The 15351-nt window shown below is 69.9% G+C and carries 15 protein-coding genes; 9 read left to right on the forward strand and 6 right to left on the reverse strand.

Translation table 11 applies throughout. From position 1 onward, the window contains the following. Positions 1-306 precede the first annotated feature (306 nt). A complete protein-coding gene (gene pcrA / locus NQK81_RS18915) occupies positions 307-2712 on the reverse strand; it encodes a DNA helicase PcrA (protein WP_126736642.1) in 2406 nt (801 codons plus the stop codon). Between the two features lie 90 nt (positions 2713-2802). Here pcrA and NQK81_RS18920 point away from each other — a divergent pair, with 90 nt between their 5' ends. The 7 genes from NQK81_RS18920 to NQK81_RS18950 all read left to right on the forward strand — a co-directional run bounded on the left by NQK81_RS18920 (position 2803) and on the right by NQK81_RS18950 (position 9704). Continuing rightward, entirely contained in the window at positions 2803-3222 is a 420-nt protein-coding gene (locus NQK81_RS18920; RefSeq protein WP_257489210.1) for a DUF1707 SHOCT-like domain-containing protein, read from the forward strand. Between the two features lie 171 nt (positions 3223-3393). Next, positions 3394-3681, forward strand: a complete 288-nt coding sequence (locus NQK81_RS18925; RefSeq protein WP_016331191.1) for a chorismate mutase — start codon at positions 3394-3396, stop codon at positions 3679-3681. A 153-nt stretch (positions 3682-3834) separates the two neighbouring features. Continuing rightward, the gene (locus NQK81_RS18930; protein ID WP_257489211.1) at positions 3835-4140 is read left to right on the forward strand and encodes a hypothetical protein; all 306 of its coding nucleotides are present in this window, start codon (positions 3835-3837) and stop codon (positions 4138-4140) included. 338 nt (positions 4141-4478) lie between these two features. Next, positions 4479-5699 (forward strand): hypothetical protein, encoded by a 1221-nt coding sequence (locus NQK81_RS18935; RefSeq protein ID WP_257489212.1) that lies wholly within the window; start codon positions 4479-4481, stop codon positions 5697-5699. A gap of 255 nt (positions 5700-5954) precedes the next feature. Next, positions 5955-6800, forward strand: coding sequence for a hypothetical protein (locus NQK81_RS18940; RefSeq protein WP_257489213.1), 846 nt, complete (start codon positions 5955-5957; stop codon positions 6798-6800). A 219-nt stretch (positions 6801-7019) separates the two neighbouring features. Continuing rightward, entirely contained in the window at positions 7020-8630 is a 1611-nt protein-coding gene (locus tag NQK81_RS18945; RefSeq protein ID WP_257489214.1) for a serine/threonine-protein kinase, read from the forward strand. Positions 8631-8648: 18 nt separating this feature from the next. Further along, on the forward strand, positions 8649-9704 hold the full coding sequence (locus NQK81_RS18950) for a serine/threonine-protein kinase (protein ID WP_257489215.1): 1056 nt from the start codon (positions 8649-8651) through the stop codon (positions 9702-9704). Here NQK81_RS18950 and NQK81_RS18955 read toward each other — a convergent pair. Beyond that, complete coding sequence (locus NQK81_RS18955; RefSeq protein ID WP_257489216.1) at positions 9701-10369, reverse strand: alpha/beta fold hydrolase; 669 nt, start codon at positions 10367-10369, stop codon at positions 9701-9703. The genes NQK81_RS18950 and NQK81_RS18955 overlap by 4 nt on opposite strands. Positions 10370-10431: 62 nt before the next feature. After that, the gene (locus tag NQK81_RS18960) at positions 10432-11364 is read right to left on the reverse strand and encodes a LysR family transcriptional regulator (RefSeq protein WP_126736635.1); all 933 of its coding nucleotides are present in this window, start codon (positions 11362-11364) and stop codon (positions 10432-10434) included. Between the two features lie 100 nt (positions 11365-11464). On the opposite strand from NQK81_RS18960, the gene NQK81_RS18965 reads away from it, so the two are divergent. Together NQK81_RS18965 and NQK81_RS18970 are read left to right on the forward strand one after the other, a co-directional pair. Then, complete coding sequence (locus NQK81_RS18965) at positions 11465-12406, forward strand: DMT family transporter (protein ID WP_126736634.1); 942 nt, start codon at positions 11465-11467, stop codon at positions 12404-12406. Then, positions 12403-12747, forward strand: a complete 345-nt coding sequence (locus NQK81_RS18970) for a hypothetical protein (RefSeq protein WP_126736633.1) — start codon at positions 12403-12405, stop codon at positions 12745-12747. The genes NQK81_RS18965 and NQK81_RS18970 overlap by 4 nt, the downstream gene beginning before the upstream one ends. Positions 12748-12805: 58 nt before the next feature. Here the strand turns inward: NQK81_RS18970 and NQK81_RS18975 are convergent, their stop codons facing one another. The 3 genes from NQK81_RS18975 to NQK81_RS18985 are packed head-to-tail and all read right to left on the reverse strand — an operon-like array spanning position 12806 to position 15269. Beyond that, on the reverse strand, positions 12806-13198 hold the full coding sequence (locus tag NQK81_RS18975; protein WP_257489217.1) for a DUF4345 domain-containing protein: 393 nt from the start codon (positions 13196-13198) through the stop codon (positions 12806-12808). Beyond that, complete coding sequence (locus tag NQK81_RS18980) at positions 13199-13873, reverse strand: response regulator (RefSeq protein WP_005165099.1); 675 nt, start codon at positions 13871-13873, stop codon at positions 13199-13201. Positions 13874-13913: 40 nt separating this feature from the next. Beyond that, positions 13914-15269: an ATP-binding protein gene (locus NQK81_RS18985; protein ID WP_192747876.1), complete on the reverse strand. Its 1356-nt coding sequence runs from the start codon at positions 15267-15269 to the stop codon at positions 13914-13916. Between the last annotated feature and the right edge of the window lie 82 nt (positions 15270-15351).

Below are 15351 nucleotides of genomic sequence, written 5' to 3' on the forward strand. Positions count from 1 at the left end.
TCCGGCCCCGTCCGGTTCGTGCGTCCGCAGTAACGCGCGCCAGGCCGCGACCAGCCTGAGCACTTCCGGCGGTTCCGGACCCCGATCCGTTCCCGCCCCTTCTTCAACACCCCGCAGATACTCGAGTACCCCACTCGAGAGAACCCCAAACAAGACCCCGTCCACACCGGTTGCGCCCCCTCCTCCTGATCGGGGCACACCGGCTCGTCCAGCCTACCCCAGCGCATCGAACTCGTGTTCGATGACACAGGTATACTGGAGGGGTCCGACAGTTTTCGCGAGCGGCGGAGAAACCGCAGGTCAGGGCTAGAGTTTGACCATCGGGACGCTGCCGATGAGCATCAGCCGGACCTTGCCGGCGGCACCGAAGTCGATCGTCGCCGTGGCCCGCGGGCCCGTGCCGTCACAGGCGACGACGGTCCCGAGCCCGTACTTGTCGTGGCTGACCCTGTCGCCGACGTCCAGTTTGAGCGCGACGGTGTCCTTCCAGCCCTTGCCGAACGGGCTCGTGCTCGCCGTCCTCGACGCCGGCGAGCCACCGCCGCGGCTCCCCCAGGTCGTCGCGGCCCGCGGCGATCCGCCGGACGAACCGAAACCACCGGAGGACGAGGAAGGCGCGAGCCTGCGCCAATCGACCAGGTCGGCGGGAAGCTCGTCGAGGAACCGCGAGGCCGGGTTCATCTGCGGCTGGCCCCAGGCGGAGCGCACCATCGAACGGGAGACGTACAGCCTCTTCCTCGCCCGCGTGATCGCGACGTAGGCGAGGCGGCGCTCTTCGGCCAGCTCGGTCGGGTCACCCAGCGCGCGCATATGCGGGAAGATCCCGTCCTCCCAGCCGGTTCCGAAGACGACGGGGTATTCGAGGCCCTTCGCGGTGTGCACGGTCATCAGCGTGACCACGCCCGCGTCGTGCCCCTCGCCGTCATCGCCGCCATCGGGCGACGGGACCGAATCCGCGTCGGCCACCAGCGAGACCCGCTCCAGGAACGCGGGCAGCGAGCCCGGCTCCGGCACACCCGGCTCGGTCTCCGGCAGTTCGCCCTCCGGACCGGCGACCTCGGTGGTGAATTCGGTGAATTCCCGCGCGACGGTGACGAGTTCCGTCAGGTTCTCCACCCGCGACGCGTCCTGCGGGTCTTCGGATTCCTCGAGTTCCGTGCGGTAGCCCGTGCGTTCCAGCACCGCTTCGAGGATGTCGGCGACCTCCGCGCCGCTCTCGACGACCTCGCCGAGCTCGTCCATCAACTCGACGAAACCGGTGATCGCCTTGGCGGAGCGCGGGTTCAGCAGCGGCACCTCGCCATTGACGGCGCCGCGCAGCGCCTGTGCGAACGAGATGCGCTCGCGTTCGGCGTACGTCGCGATGACCGCTTCGGCACGGTCGCCGATACCCCGTTTGGGGACGTTGAGGATACGGCGCAGGCTGACCGTGTCCTCCGGGTTCGCCAGCACCCTCAGGTACGCGAGCATGTCGCGGACCTCGCGCCGTTCGTAGAACCGCACCCCGCCGACGACCTTGTACGGCAGGCCGAGGCGGATGAAGATCTCTTCGAAGACCCGGGATTGGTTGTTGGTGCGGTAGAAGACCGCGACGTCGGAGTAGTCCGCTTCGCCCTTGTCCGCCAGCGCGTCGATCTCGCCCGCGACGAACGCCGCTTCGTCGTGTTCGTTGTCCGCGACGTAGCCGACGATCTTCTCGCCGTCACCGGAATCGGTCCACAGCCGCTTCGCGCGCCTGTTGGGGTTTCGCGCGATGACCGCGTTCGCCGCGTTCAGGATCGTCTGGGTCGAGCGGTAGTTCTGTTCCAGCAGCACGGTCCGCGCGTTCGGGAAGTCGCGCTCGAATTCCTCGATGTTGCGGATCGTCGCGCCGCGGAAGGCGTAGATCGACTGGTCCGCGTCGCCGACGACGCAGAGCTCGGCGGGCTCGATCCCGGCCTCGTTCGCCTCGGTGCCGACCAGTTCGCGGACCAGCGTGTACTGCGCGTGGTTCGTGTCCTGGTACTCGTCCACGAGCACGTGCCGGAACCGCCGCCGGTAGTACTCGGCGACGTCCGGGTACCGCTGCAGGAGTTCGACCGTCCGCATGATGAGGTCGTCGAAGTCGAACGCGTTGGCCTGGTTCAGCCGCCGCTGGTACTCGACGTAGACCTCGGCGACGCGGCGTTCCAGATCGTTGCCCGCGTCGGCGACCGCCGTCTCCGGATCGATCAGCTCGTTCTTGAGGTTCGAGATGTGCACGGCCAGCGTGCGCGCCGCGTACTTCTTCGGATCGATGTCGAGATCCCGGGCGACGAGGGTGATGAGCCGCTTCGTGTCGTCCGAGTCGTAGATGGAGAAACTCGACGACATCTCCAGCGTTTTGGCCTCACGGCGCAGGATCCGCACGCACATGGAGTGGAACGTCGACACCCACATGGCGTTGGCGCGGCGGCCGACGAGGTCGCTCACGCGCTCCCGCATCTCCGCGGCCGCCTTGTTGGTGAACGTGATCGCCATGATCTGGCCGGGGTGCACGTCCCGTTCGGCCAGCAGGTACGCGATCCGCCGGGTCAGCACCCGGGTCTTGCCGGAACCCGCGCCCGCGACGACGAGCAGCGGCGAGCCCGCATGGGTCACGGCCTCGCGCTGCGCCGGGTTCAGGTCGTCGAGCAGGTCCGAGTGCCGGGACTTGGCCGGACCGTCCGCTGGGAGATCGAAGAGGGTGTTCATCGCCGGTCCACGCTACAGCGCCGGGCGTAGGCGATGTTGCCGCCTGCCGTCCGACGCGCGAGCGGTGTTCGCGGCGGAGGATCGGTCGTCATGGACACCAACGGAATTCCCTCCCGGCTCAGGGCCGCCGACGTCGACCGCGAGCGGATCGCCACCCGCATCCAGGCCGCCGGCGGTGAAGGCCGTCTCACCCTCGAAGAAGTGGAAGACCGGCTGAGCGCTGTGTATTCCGCCAAATACACCGACGATCTCGTCGCGCTCACGTCGGATCTGCCGAAACCCGTGCCGAAGCGGCGCCCGGTCGTCTTCGGGCATCCGGCGGTGCGGATCCACCTCGCGGTCGCCGTGGTGCTTTCGGTGCTGCTGATCGTCCGCTGGACGGCGTCTGGGGTGCCGTTCTTCTGGCCCGCGATGCCGATGTTCTGGCTGGCGATGAGCGTCCTCGTCCACGCCCGCGTCCGCGGAGCACGCCGCCGCTTCAAGCCGGAGGACGGCGTCGCTGTGGCATAATGAGCGGCATGCGGCACCACGCGATGCGATTTTTTTACGGGACCCGGACTCCGGCTCCCGTGATCGCATAGTGCCGAAATGCCATCACCCGAAGCCCCGGAGTCCACGGACCCCGGGGCTTTACGCTGTTCCGGGGGCCAGCATGGGAATCCGGACCGAAGAAAGGTCCCGATGAACACCACACAGAAGCCCGACGCCGAAGAACCCACCGCCACCGCCGAAGAGATCGGCGAGCTCCGCAAGGAGATCGACTTCCTCGACGGCGAGATCCTGCGGCTGGTCAAACGCCGCGTCGAAGTCTCCAAGACGATCGGTGCGGCCAGGATGGCCGCGGGCGGCACCAGGATCGTCTACAACCGCGAGATGGACGTGCTGGCGCGCTACCGCGAGCTCGGGCCGGAGGGACGGCAGCTGGCGATGGCGCTGCTCAACCTCGGGCGGGGCAGGCTGGGGCGGTAGGTGGTAGCAAAAGGTCCCTTGCTCCCTCGCGGCGCGCCCGGATCGCGTTCAGCGGGCTAAACGCGATCCGGCGACGTCACGATCCAGTGCCGTGAGACGGAACTCAGGGTGTTCCCCGAGCCACGACGGCGCGGGACAGGGCAAACTGGACACATGATTAACCTCATCGCCGTGATCATCGCGATCGCCGGTGTCCTCGCGGCATTGGGCCATCTCGGTTATCTCGCCATGCTGAACAACGCGGCGGGTAAGCGCGCGGGCGGCACCCCCATCGCCCAGTACGTCAAGACGCGCTGGCCGATCGCAGGGGGTACCACCGCCGCCTCGCTTTTCGCCTGGCTGCTCACGAGTGGGGGAACGACGCTCGACATCATCGCCATTCTGCTTGCAGCGGGTAGCGGGATCACCGCCACGAAAGCCCTGCAATCGACCCAGCAGAAGTACCGCAGCGGCAACTGAACGGCTTCACCAGCGCCGATAGCACTCCGTAACGTCACCGAGGCCCATTCGGCCGCGCCCGACCGAGTGAAACATCTGCAACTTGCAGAGTGGGTGAAGACTTGCGGGTGTCGAACTTTTAGTGTGGTCCTCGTGTGGACCCTTGCGTCTGGGTCGGGCGATGCCCGCATGGCGCGCGGGGGCGATGGCCCCGCGCGCCCCCAGTCGTATGCGCGTGCATTTGCTCACGAGAGTGCTTGGGAGTCTGCAAGCGAGGGATCCCGTGAACCCGCTGCTCCGTTCGGCTTAACCGGTGTCACATCGCCGTCAGGGCCGGCCTGTGAGGGGGTCGCTCGGACATGAACGGCTGGGCGGAACACCAGGGACGGGACGGCGCCACGCAAGCGGGCCGTCACCGGGCGGGCGGTACCGAAGGCTGGACTCCGGCCGTGCCGCCGAGGCGGCAGCGACCCACCGGGCACGGCCATCACGCGCACCGTGAGTTCGCCCCGCCCTCCACCGGTTCCCTTCCCCTGCCGCCACCGCGGGACAGGAGGGCGCCGAGCCCCGGCTACGCCCCATCGAGCGGCCGCCTGCCGCTCCCCCAGCCCGCTCGCGAGGTCCCCGCGCGCGTCGAGGTCTCCTTCACCGAACCGGCCACCACCGGGGAACGGACCGCGAAGGTCGCGCAGCGCACGAAGGTGACGCTGACCGCACCCGCTCCCCGCCGTCCCGAGCCGGTGGAGGTCGACGACACCGACGACGTCCGCGTCTACCTCGCCCCGCCGGTCGACGGCCTGAGCACCTTCGACCTCGGTACGGTGCCCGCCTCGGTGACCCCGCCCAAGACCTGGCGCAAGGCCGCCTGGTTCGCGGCGGCGGCCTCTGCGCTGGTCGTGGTCGGCCTGCTCTTCGCCGGTTCGTACCTGGTCGGCAAACCCCTCCCGGAGCAGCAGAGCCAGGGCGGCTGGCCCGGATACCGCGGTGGCAGCCCGCTGACCCAGGACGGTGTCGCCGGCCATCCGGCCACGCCGCCGCAGGGTGGCGCGGCGGGTAACCCGTCCGAATCCGAGACCGAGTCCACCACCGGCGACGACCGAAGCTCCGTCAACTCGGGCACCCCCTCGGACAGCGAAACCGCCGGCACCGACTCGTCGCGACCCGGTTCGAGCTCCGGGCCGGTGACGTCGGGGCGGCCCGCGCCGTCGTCGAGCGACCGGCCGCAGAAGCCGCCGGTCGTCCCGGCCAACCGCACCACCACGCCCGGCCCCTGGTACGCCTCGCAGCCGGACGCGGAGGCGATGGGCGACAACACCGAGATCTTCCTCAACACGGTCACCACGAACCCCCAGGAAGCGTCCTCGGTGACCTCCGGCGGCCTGCGCGAAGAAGGCGCGGAAGGCCTCCGGGACCGCTACCGCGATGTCGCCTACTTCGAGGTGAAGAAGGTCAGCATCGACCAGCGCCGCGGCGTCACGGTCAACACCGTCGAGGTCACGCACAAGGACGGTACGAAGACCATGGAACAGCGCACGTTCACCTTCGGCGACGACGACAAGATCGTCGACGACGGCATGTAGGCGACCACGCACGTGCAAGTGTCCTGTTCCTCTGCACGTGCGGTGCGTTGAGCGGTCGTCCCTGGTCCGGGTGGGTGACCTAAGCTGCCGTTCGTCGTATCGCGACGGCATTCCGGCGATGGAGTCTGGCCGTGGGCCGTCCGCACAGGGTTACCTGACGACTGCAGGGTCCGCACCGTTCAGAAGACGGCCGCGCGGACCAGAGGCGTCGGCCGAACGGCCCAGCGCCTGCCCCGGACCAGAGCGAGGAATTTCGTGCTTGATCGACAGCGCATACGGCGTGAGGACGCCGTACGTGTCGAGGACGTCATCCCGGAAGAGATCCTGAACGACACCCGCGTCGACCGCGAGTACCTGGAGCAGGTCTTCCGCGAGCCGCAGAAGTTCGTACCCGCGCGCACCCGCGAAGAGCGGCCGGCGCGGCCCGAACCCGAGGTGGACGAGCCGGAGAGCCGCGCCGTCCGGCGGGCCAAGCTGGCCGGTCTGGTCGCCGCCGGGCTCCTGGTCGCGGGCGCCGTCGTCACCGCGGGCGTGCTCGCCGGCGCGCAGCCGCAGGGCACCGTGCCGGGTGCCGCCGCACCCGAAGCCATGAGCGGAGCCGCCGCGCTCGGCGGGCTCGCCGTCCCGGACTCCACCGAGCCGCAGCGGAAGCAGGAGACCCCGGCGACGTCGGGCACCAGCACGACGCCTCAGCCGTCTTCGGGCACCGGCTCGGGTTCGCTCCCGCCGCAGGGCTCGTCGTCCAGCAGCACCAGCTCGCAGCCCGCCGTCAAACCCGCCGCGGTCAGCACGGCCGAGGACAAGATCGACGCGGTCCGGAAGTTCTACCAGACCGTCGACGCCGATCCCTACGGCGCGATGTCGCTGATCACGCCGGTGCTGGCCGAGTCGGAGGCGGGCAAGCTGATCGAGGCGTGGAGCGCGATGGACGCCATCCAGATCCAGGACCTCCACGAACAGGCCGACGGCACCATCCTCGCCGTCGTGACCATGCGCAACCCGGACGGCGGCCTGCTGCGGGTCACGCAGGTGCTCGAATTCGCCGACGAGACCTCCGGCCTGATCACCGACGCGCGGCTGCTGTCCGCTCAGCACATGTGACGGACACCGCGCGTGTAACAGCCCTCCACCCAGGGCGATCAGAGTGTGCCGCGTGTGTGTGCGCAGAGTGAGCGCCTAGCCTTGTCACGAGTCGGTCTCGGAAAAGCCGGCACACAGACCACTACATGTGCATACGCTCCAACGCTGTGGCGTGCTGAAGGCCGCACCGCGCACGCGGACGATTCCGCGTCGTGAAGACGGAGCCCAAAGGGAGGTCGCGTGAGCGACGAGGGTCGCCTGGTCGCCGGTCGATATCGCATCGCCGGGCGGATCGGCACGGGCGCGATGGGGGCCGTGTGGCAAGCGCACGACGAGGTACTCGGCCGCACGGTGGCGATCAAGCAGTTGCTTCTGCAGCCCGGGCTTGAGGCTCACGACGCCGAAGACGCCCGTCAGCGCACGATGCGCGAGGGGCGGATCGCCGCCAGGCTGCACCACCCGAACGCCATCTCGGTGTTCGACGTCGTCACCGACGACAACGGCCAGCCGTGCCTGATCATGGAGTACCTGAACTCCACCAGCCTCGCCCAGGTGCTGCAGGAGGAGCGGACGCTGCCGCCGACGGAGGTCGCGCGGATCGGCGCGCAGGTCGCGGCGGCGCTGACCGAGGCGCACGCGGTCGGCATCGTGCACCGGGACATCAAGCCGGGCAACATCCTGCTGGCGCCCAACGGCACCGTGAAGATCACCGACTTCGGCATCTCGCGGGCCAAGGACGACGTCACGGTCACGAAGACCGGGATGATCGCCGGGACCCCCGCCTACCTGGCGCCCGAGGTGGCCATCGGCGGCGACCCTGGCCCGGAGTCCGACGTCTTCTCGCTCGGCTCGACGCTCTACGCCGCCTGCGAAGGCCAGCCGCCGTTCGGCCTCAGCGAGAACACGCTGAGCCTGCTGCACGCGGTCGCGGCCGGGCAGATCATCCCGCCGCGTCAGTCCGGCCCGCTCGCCAGCGTGCTGGCCGTGCTGCTGCACCCGGAGGTGCGGCACCGCCCCACCGCCGAAGAGTGCGAAGAGCTCCTCGCCGCCGTCGCACGGGGTGAGACGCCACTGGGCGGCCCCGCGGACGACACCGTGCTCGCCGCCCCGATCGCGGGCGCGCTCGCCGGCGGCGGCGTGACCCAGGCGCTCGACAGCGAGGCCGCCGGTCACTCGGGCTCGCTGCTCGACGAGCAGGACGCGGCCGGGTCGTACTACGACGACGAGGACGACTACCAGCAGCCCGCGTCGGGCTACCCGGAAGACGACTACGACGGGTACGACAACTACGACGAAACGGCGTTGCTGGCCGAACGCGGCCACCCCGGCGGCGGCCCCGCGCCCACGCGCGCCGTCCCGATCCCCGCGGGCGACTACGACGACGACCCCTACGACGACGATTACGACAACCCGCCCCCGCCGCCGCCCACCCGCGCGCAGACCAGCCCGGTGGACGAGGACGACGACGAGAAGCCGGGCGCGTGGAAGAAGCCCGCGATCATCGGTGGTGTCGTGGTCGTGGCGCTGGCCGCGCTGGGGTTCTGGCTGCTGAGCCCGAACAACCCGGAGACGCCCGCGCAGGTGGGGAACTCGTCGACGAAGCCCTCTCCGTCAGCGCCGTCTTCGGCACCCGAGACGACGGAAGCGCCGACGGAGACGGAGTCTTCCGAGCCGCCCAAGGAGACGACTTCGTCGAAGAAGACGACGAGCAAGGCGACGCAGACGCAGGAGCCGGATCCTCCGACGCCGACGAGGACTTCCTCCAGGACTTCCTCGAAGACATCGCCTCCGCCGAGCTCCAGCAAGTCCGTGGAGCCGTCCGAACCGTCATCGCCTCCGGCGAGTCCGTGATCCGATCCGAGGCTGCAATTGAGTTCTGAAGGTTCCATCGTCGGCGGCCGGTACCGCCTGGACCAGCCCATCGGGCGCGGCCGGGCGGGCATCGTGTGGCTGGCGTTCGACACACGCCTGCTCCGCACGGTCGCGATGAAGCGCATGTACCTGCCGGTCGGCCTGCCGCCGGATCGGGCGGAGCAGGCCAAGGCCGTCGTGATCCAAGAAGGCAAGGACGCGGCCAAGTTCGAGCACGCCACCGCCATCAAGGTGTACGACGTCCTGCCCGACGGGCCGGACGTGTGGCTGGTGATGGAGTACATCCCGTCCCGCGGGATGGCGACCTTCCTCGCCGAGCACGGCAGGCTGACCGCGGAGCAGGCCGCCGGGCTGGGCATCGTGCTCGGCCGCGCGCTGGCCGCGATGCACGAGGCCGGGGTGGTGCACCGGACCGTCGAGCCGGGCACGGTCCTGCTGGCCGACGACGGCGGCGTGAAGCTCACCGACATCGGCATCACCGGCGGCGGTCCGAGCCCCGCGTACCGGGCGCCCGAGGTGGCGCGCGGCGAACCGGCGACCTCGGCGTCCGACGTGTTCTCGCTGGGCGCGACGCTGTACACGGCGGTCGAGGGGGTGCCGCCGTTCGGTGAGGACGGCGAATCCTCGGAACGGCCGCCGCAGACCGCCGGGCCGCTGGCGGGCGCGCTGCGCAAGATGCTGCGGGCGGAGCCGGACGCGCGGCCGACGATGGCCGACACGGTGCGCTCGCTGAACGCGATCACGGAGGGGCGGCAGACGGCGTTCATCCCGCCGACCGCGCCCGCCATGCCGACGGTTCCGGCGTCGATGCCGATGCCCGTCCAGCAGGCACCGCAGCAGCCGATGCAGCAGGCGCCGCAACAGTTCCCCCAGCACCAGCCGCAGCAGTATCAGCCGCCGCAGCCGCAGTACGCGCCGCCGGCGCAGCAGTACGCGCCCGCCGCGCCGGTGGCCGCGAAGTCGCCAGACACCCGGAAATGGCTGATCGTCGCGGGTGCCGTGGTGGCGGCGATCCTCGTCGGGGTGCTGTTCGCGGAACTGTTCCTGATCTAGAGCCGCTCGAGGACCAGCGTCGCCAGCTCGACCGGACGGCTGAGGTACGGGCTGTGGCTCGCCCGCCAGGTCACCGTCGTATCGCAGCGCGCGGCGCAGTGGGCCACGAGTTCCGGGGCGAGAGTCCGGTCTTCGGTGCAGGCGATGTACGTGCTCGGGGTGTCCTTCCACGCCGAACCCTCCGGCGACTCGTCGAAGATCGTGACGGGTTCCGGACGCAGCAACGCCGTCGCCCGCTCGGCGACGGCGTCCGTGCAGTCGGCGTACATGGCCTCGCGGACGGCGGCCAGGTCGAGATGGGTCAGGCCCTTGTCGTCGAAGGTCAAGGGCACCTGGGCGGGTTCGCGACCGGTCTCCTCCTTGATCCGCTCGATCCAGTACTGAGCGGTTTCCCCGGGCTCGCTGACGATCGCGGCCAGGAAGATCAGGTGTGAAATCCCCTGAAGCCCGCTGGCGGTCAGTCCGCCGAAGGAGTGCGCGAGCACCACCGGTGGTTCGGCCGCCTGGTCGACGAGTTCCTGGACGGTCCGGGTGGTTTCGGCGATCGGACGCCCACCGAGGTCGGGGACGGTGACGTCGGCGCCTTCCCGGCGCAGGCGTCCGGCGACGTCGTCGAAATGGGCGGGCTGGTGCCAAGAGCCGTGCAGGACGATCAGGGGACGCACCGGGGTCCTTTCGCTGGCGGGTTCCCTGCCAGGTTGTCGACCGCCGGCGCGGCCGATCAAGCTCAGCCGGTTTTCGTGCCCACTCGGCCAGTCCCGCTTACCTGTCCGGCCCCCTCGCGGATCGCGCCGAGGAACCGCCGCACCGCGGGGTGTTCCCTGGCGTGCGCGGCCACGGCGGCGTGGATGGACCGCACCGGATCCGGCCGCCGGACCTTGCGGATGGCGACGCCGGGATGCGGAGCGCCGAGACCGAGCTCCGGAATCAGCGCGACACCGAGACCGGCGGCCACGAACCCTTGCGCCGTCTGGTAATCCTCGGATTCGACGACGTGGTTCGGGGCGAACCCGGCCGCGCCACAGGCGTCGAGCAGGATGTCGCGGCAGGCGCCGGGAAGGCCGTCGACGCCGACCCACGGATCTTCCGCGAGTTCGCCGAGATCAAGGACGCGTTTGCGGGCGAGCCGGTGGTTCTTCGGCAGGATCGCGCGGTACGGGTCGTCGAGGAGGTGGACGTACTCGACCCCTTTGATCCGGGGAGTGCTGCTGGGGAGCACGATCATCGCGACGTCGGCCTTGCCCGACTCGATCTCGGGCATCGAATCGTCGGGCTCGACCAGTTTCAGGTCGAGGCGGACACCGGGGAACTCCCGGCGCAGGGCGGCGACGGCCAAGGGCACCAGCGAGGCGCCCGCCGTGGCGAAGTAGCGGATCGCGAGCCTGCCCGTGCGGCCTTCCTTGAGTTCGGTGAGCGCGGCTTCGGCCTTCGCGAGCTGGGTGCTCAGCGTTTCCGCGTGTTCGGACAGCAGCGAACCGGCGGGGGTCGGCCGCACGCCGCGACCGACGCGCTCGAGCAGTTCGACGCCCGCTTCCCTTTCCAGGGTGGACAATTGCTGGCTGATCGCGGAGGGTGTGTAGCCGAGATTCCGGGCGGCGGCGGTGATCGAACCGCTACTGATGACGGCTCGGAGGACCTGCATGCGGCGGACGTCCAGCATGCCCCGATCTTACAGTTCTTCTTAAGGCTTCCTGCAGTTATTTTCGCTTGTCCTTACGCGTCGGCGCGGCGAAGCTGGGCCGGGCACTTAAGGAGGACTGGTGGGCGAGACGAAGACCCTGCTGCGGATCGGCGCGCTGGCGCTCATGTGGGGATCGAGTTTCTTCTGGATCAAGCTGGGGCTCGGCGCGTTCTCGCCGGTGCAGCTGGTGCTGGCGCGGGTGGCGCTCGGCGCGGCGGTGCTGATCGGGCTCTGCTACCTCGGCCGCGACCGGTTGCCGTCGGGGCGGCGGATCTGGGGACATCTGGCCGTCGCGGCGTTCTTCCACAACGCGCTGCCGTTCCTGCTGTTCGCGTGGGGTGAGCTGACCGTCGACTCCGGGATCACCGGGGTGCTGAACTCGACGACGCCGTTGTGGGTTCTGCTGGCCGCTCCGATGATGGGCTCGCGGACGAAGATGACCGCGGTGCGGGTCACCGGGCTGGTCGTCGGGCTCGCCGGGATCCTGCTGATCTTCGCGCCGTGGGAGGCCTCCGGCCTGCTGAGCTGGGGTGCGCTGGCGTGCCTCGCGGCGGCCGCGAGCTACGGTTTCGCGTTCGTCTACGAGGGCAAGTACCTCACCGGCACCGGCGACTCGCCGATGTCGCTGGCCGGCGGCCAGATGCTGCTGGCGACCGGGTTCCTGCTGCTCGCGATGCCGATGGGCGGTTTCGAACCGGTGCACCTGAGCACCGGCGCGGTCGTCGCGGTCGTGATCCTGGGGATCGGGTCGACCGGGATCGCGTTCGCGCTGAACTACCAGCTCCTCGCGAGCGAGGGCGCCGTCGCGGCGTCGATCGTCGGCTACCTGCTGCCGGTGGTTTCGGTGCTGCTGGGAGCGGTGTTCCTGGCCGAGCCGCTGAACCTGCGGGTGATCGCCGGGATGGTCGTCGTGCTGGGCGGGGTCGCGCTGACCCGGCTCCGCCCGAGGGAGCAAGGGACCTTTGCTACCACTCCGCAGGTCGAGCGCCCTTTGGCCGCCGCCGGGGACGCCGCGCCGTGACCGCGACGACGACGCTGTGGCGGCCGGCCGGGCCCGTCGAGCTCGACCTCGTCCGCGAGTCGGGCTGGCGCGAGTGGCCGCCGCGGCTGCCGGAGCAGCCGATCTTCTACCCGGTGCTGAACGAGGACTACGCGATCAAGATCGCCCGCGACTGGAACGTGCGGTACGACGGCGCCGGGTTCGTGACGCGGTTCGAGGTCGAGACCGCGTTCGTCGAGCGGTACCCCGTCCAGCAGGCGGGCGGGAAGACCATCCTCGAGCTGTGGGTCCCGGCCGAGGACCTCGCCGAGTTCAACGCACACATCGTCGGGAAGATCGAAGTCACCCACGAATTCCGCTGACCTGCGTTTAGCGGGCTAATCGCGATGCGGTGGGGCCTGGGGGCTCGCCGGATCGCGATTAGCCCGCTAAACGCAGGTCGGGCGCCACGGTCGCGAGGACGAGCAGAGCGGCGAGAACGATCTCGACCCAGAAGTAGAGCCAGCTCGGATAGAACCGCTCGGGCCGCTCCGCGAACCGCGCGACCAGCCGTCCGAAGGCCATCCCGACGAGCGCGACGGCCACCGCGATCGCGACGTCCCGCTGGATCCCGCCGACGTCGAAAGCCGCGAACCCGAGCAGCACCGCGACAGCCACACCGAAGCCGCCGTACACCGCGCGCACCTCGGTTCGCGCCGTCGCCGACTCCAGCGAAATGCCGAACGGCCGGATCAGCCGCTTCGGCGCGGCGAGCCCCAGCAGCCCCATGCCCAGAAAGAACACGGCCACCAGGCCGATGAGGACAGCCGCCACCTAGACGAGACGCCGGTCGGAAGCCCAGCGCGAAAGCTCGTACCGGTTCGAAAGCTGCGTCTTCCGCAGCACGCTCGACACATGGGTCTCGACGGTCTTCACCGAGATGAACAGCTCCGACGCGATCTCCTTGTACGCGTACCCGCGCGCGAGCAGCCGCAGCACGTCACGCTCGCGCGGGGTCAGCAGGTCGAGATCCGGGTCGCTGATCGGCGCGGAACCCGGGCGGTCGGCGAACGCGTCGAGCACGAACCCGGCCAGCCGCGGCGAGAACACCGCGTCCCCGTCCGAAACCCGCACGACGGCGCGGACGAGCTCCTTCGACGAGATCGTCTTCGTGACGTACCCCCGGGCCCCCGCGCGGATCACGGCGATCACGTCTTCCGCGGCGTCGGAGACCGACAGCGCGAGGAACACGACGTCCGGCAGTTCCGGCCGGACCCGGCGCAGCACCTCGGCGCCGCCGCCGTCCGGCATGTGCACGTCGAGCAGCACGACCTGCGGTTTGGTCCGGGCGATACCCGCGACCGCTTCGGCGACCGAGCCCGCCTCACCGACCACGCGGACGTCGTCGGTGATCGAGTCCAGTTCGGTGCGCACACCCGCGCGGAAGAGCGCGTGGTCGTCGACGAGGAAGACCTTGACCGGCTCCCGCGTCTGCTGGTTCTCCGTCACGATGCTCCCTCGCTCGCCCTGTCCCGTGAGCATAGCGACCTCACGCCGCGCCCTTCCCCGCCTTGACCGGCATCTCCAGCTGGACCTCGGTTCCTTCACCCGGTGCGGTCCGCAGCTTGAGTTTCCCGCCGTGCCGCTCCATCCGCCCCCGGATGGAATCGGCGAGCCCGTGCCGATCGCTCGGCACGACGTCGGGGTCGAACCCCTTCCCCCGGTCGCGCACGAACACAGTCACCGCGGTCGGCTCGACCTCGGCGTACACGCTGACCTCGTCGACACCCGCGTGCTTGGCGGCGTTGACGATCGCTTCGCGCGCCGCCTGGACCAACGCGGTCAGCGGCTCGTTCAGCGTGGCCTCCCCCACGACGACCTGCTGCACCGAGATCGCGAAGGCGTCCTCGACCTCGCCGCACGCGGCAGCGAGCACTTCGGACAGCTGGCCGCTGACGGCCTCGTCCTCGGTCTTCTTGTTCTTGCCGTACCCCGACGGCCCGTACAGCCAGCCGCGCAGCTCACGTTCCTGCCCGCGCGCGAGCCTCGCGACCTCGCGGGGCGAATCCGCCTGCTTCTGGATCAGCGCGAGGGTCTGGAGGACCGAGTCGTGCAGGTGCGCGGCGATCTCGGCGCGTTCGTCGGTGCGGATGCGGGCCATGCGTTCGTCGGACAGGTCACGGACCAGGCGCAGCCAGAACGGGACGGTCAGCACGGCCACCCCGAACAGCGTCGCGATCACGGCGACCAGCGCGAACTTGACCTGGTCGATGCTGCCGCTCTCCAGCACGACGACGCCGATCCCGGTCATCACCAGCGCGACACCGGCGACCACGCGGATCGCGGCCGACCAGCCACCGCCGCCGAGGAACGCCGTGGCGACACCGCCCTTGGCACCGAGGCGCCAGCGGCGGCGCTGCGACTCGTCGGCCTCACGCCAGACGACGGCCGCGCCGATCATCGCCAGTGCCAGCGGGATGGCGACCCAGCCGCTGATCAGGCCGGTCAGCGTGCCACTGGCGACGGCGAGGCCGACCCCCAGCGCCATCAGGCCGAACGCCTGCTGCTTCTCCTTCGGCGCGGATTTCTCCGGCTCGACTTCACCGGATTGCTGCTGGACGAACACCCAGAGCAGGCCGTACGCGAGCAGGCCGACGCCGTTCAGCGCGGCCAGCAACGCGAACGCCGTCCGGACCCAGAGCACCTTGACGCCGAGGTGATCGGCGAGACCGCCGGCGACACCCGCGATGGCGCGGCCGGAACGGCGGCGGTACATCTTGGGCGGCTCGAACGGTGCCGGGGACAGGCTGCCGGGAACGGGCACCGGAGGGCGCTCGATGATCGTCGGCTTCACCTGTTCGGCGAGGTCGTTGGGGGCGGATTCCTGCACGTTCTCCATGGTCACATGCCACGGGGTACCGATCCATCGGGGAAACCCCTGACTCTTCCCGCTGGGGGAAACCTCAGGGACGTTCCCGGATGTGGCG

The sequence above is a fragment of the Amycolatopsis roodepoortensis genome, assembly GCF_024628825.1.
Taxonomy (GTDB): Bacteria; Actinomycetota; Actinomycetes; order Mycobacteriales; family Pseudonocardiaceae; genus Amycolatopsis; species Amycolatopsis roodepoortensis.

Bases quoted from the DNA above. Each gene is read 5' to 3' on its own strand.
- pcrA (WP_126736642.1), bottom strand. From the start codon at position 2,712: ATGAACACCCTCTTCGATCTCCCAGCGGACGGTCCGGCCAAGTCCCGG.
- NQK81_RS18960 (WP_126736635.1), bottom strand. From the start codon at position 11,364: ATGCTGGACGTCCGCCGCATGCAGGTCCTCCGAGCCGTCATCAGTAGC.
- NQK81_RS18925 (WP_016331191.1), top strand. From the start codon at position 3,394: ATGAACACCACACAGAAGCCCGACGCCGAAGAACCCACCGCCACCGCC.
- NQK81_RS18935 (WP_257489212.1), top strand. From the start codon at position 4,479: ATGAACGGCTGGGCGGAACACCAGGGACGGGACGGCGCCACGCAAGCG.
- NQK81_RS18930 (WP_257489211.1), top strand. From the start codon at position 3,835: ATGATTAACCTCATCGCCGTGATCATCGCGATCGCCGGTGTCCTCGCG.
- NQK81_RS18920 (WP_257489210.1), top strand. From the start codon at position 2,803: ATGGACACCAACGGAATTCCCTCCCGGCTCAGGGCCGCCGACGTCGAC.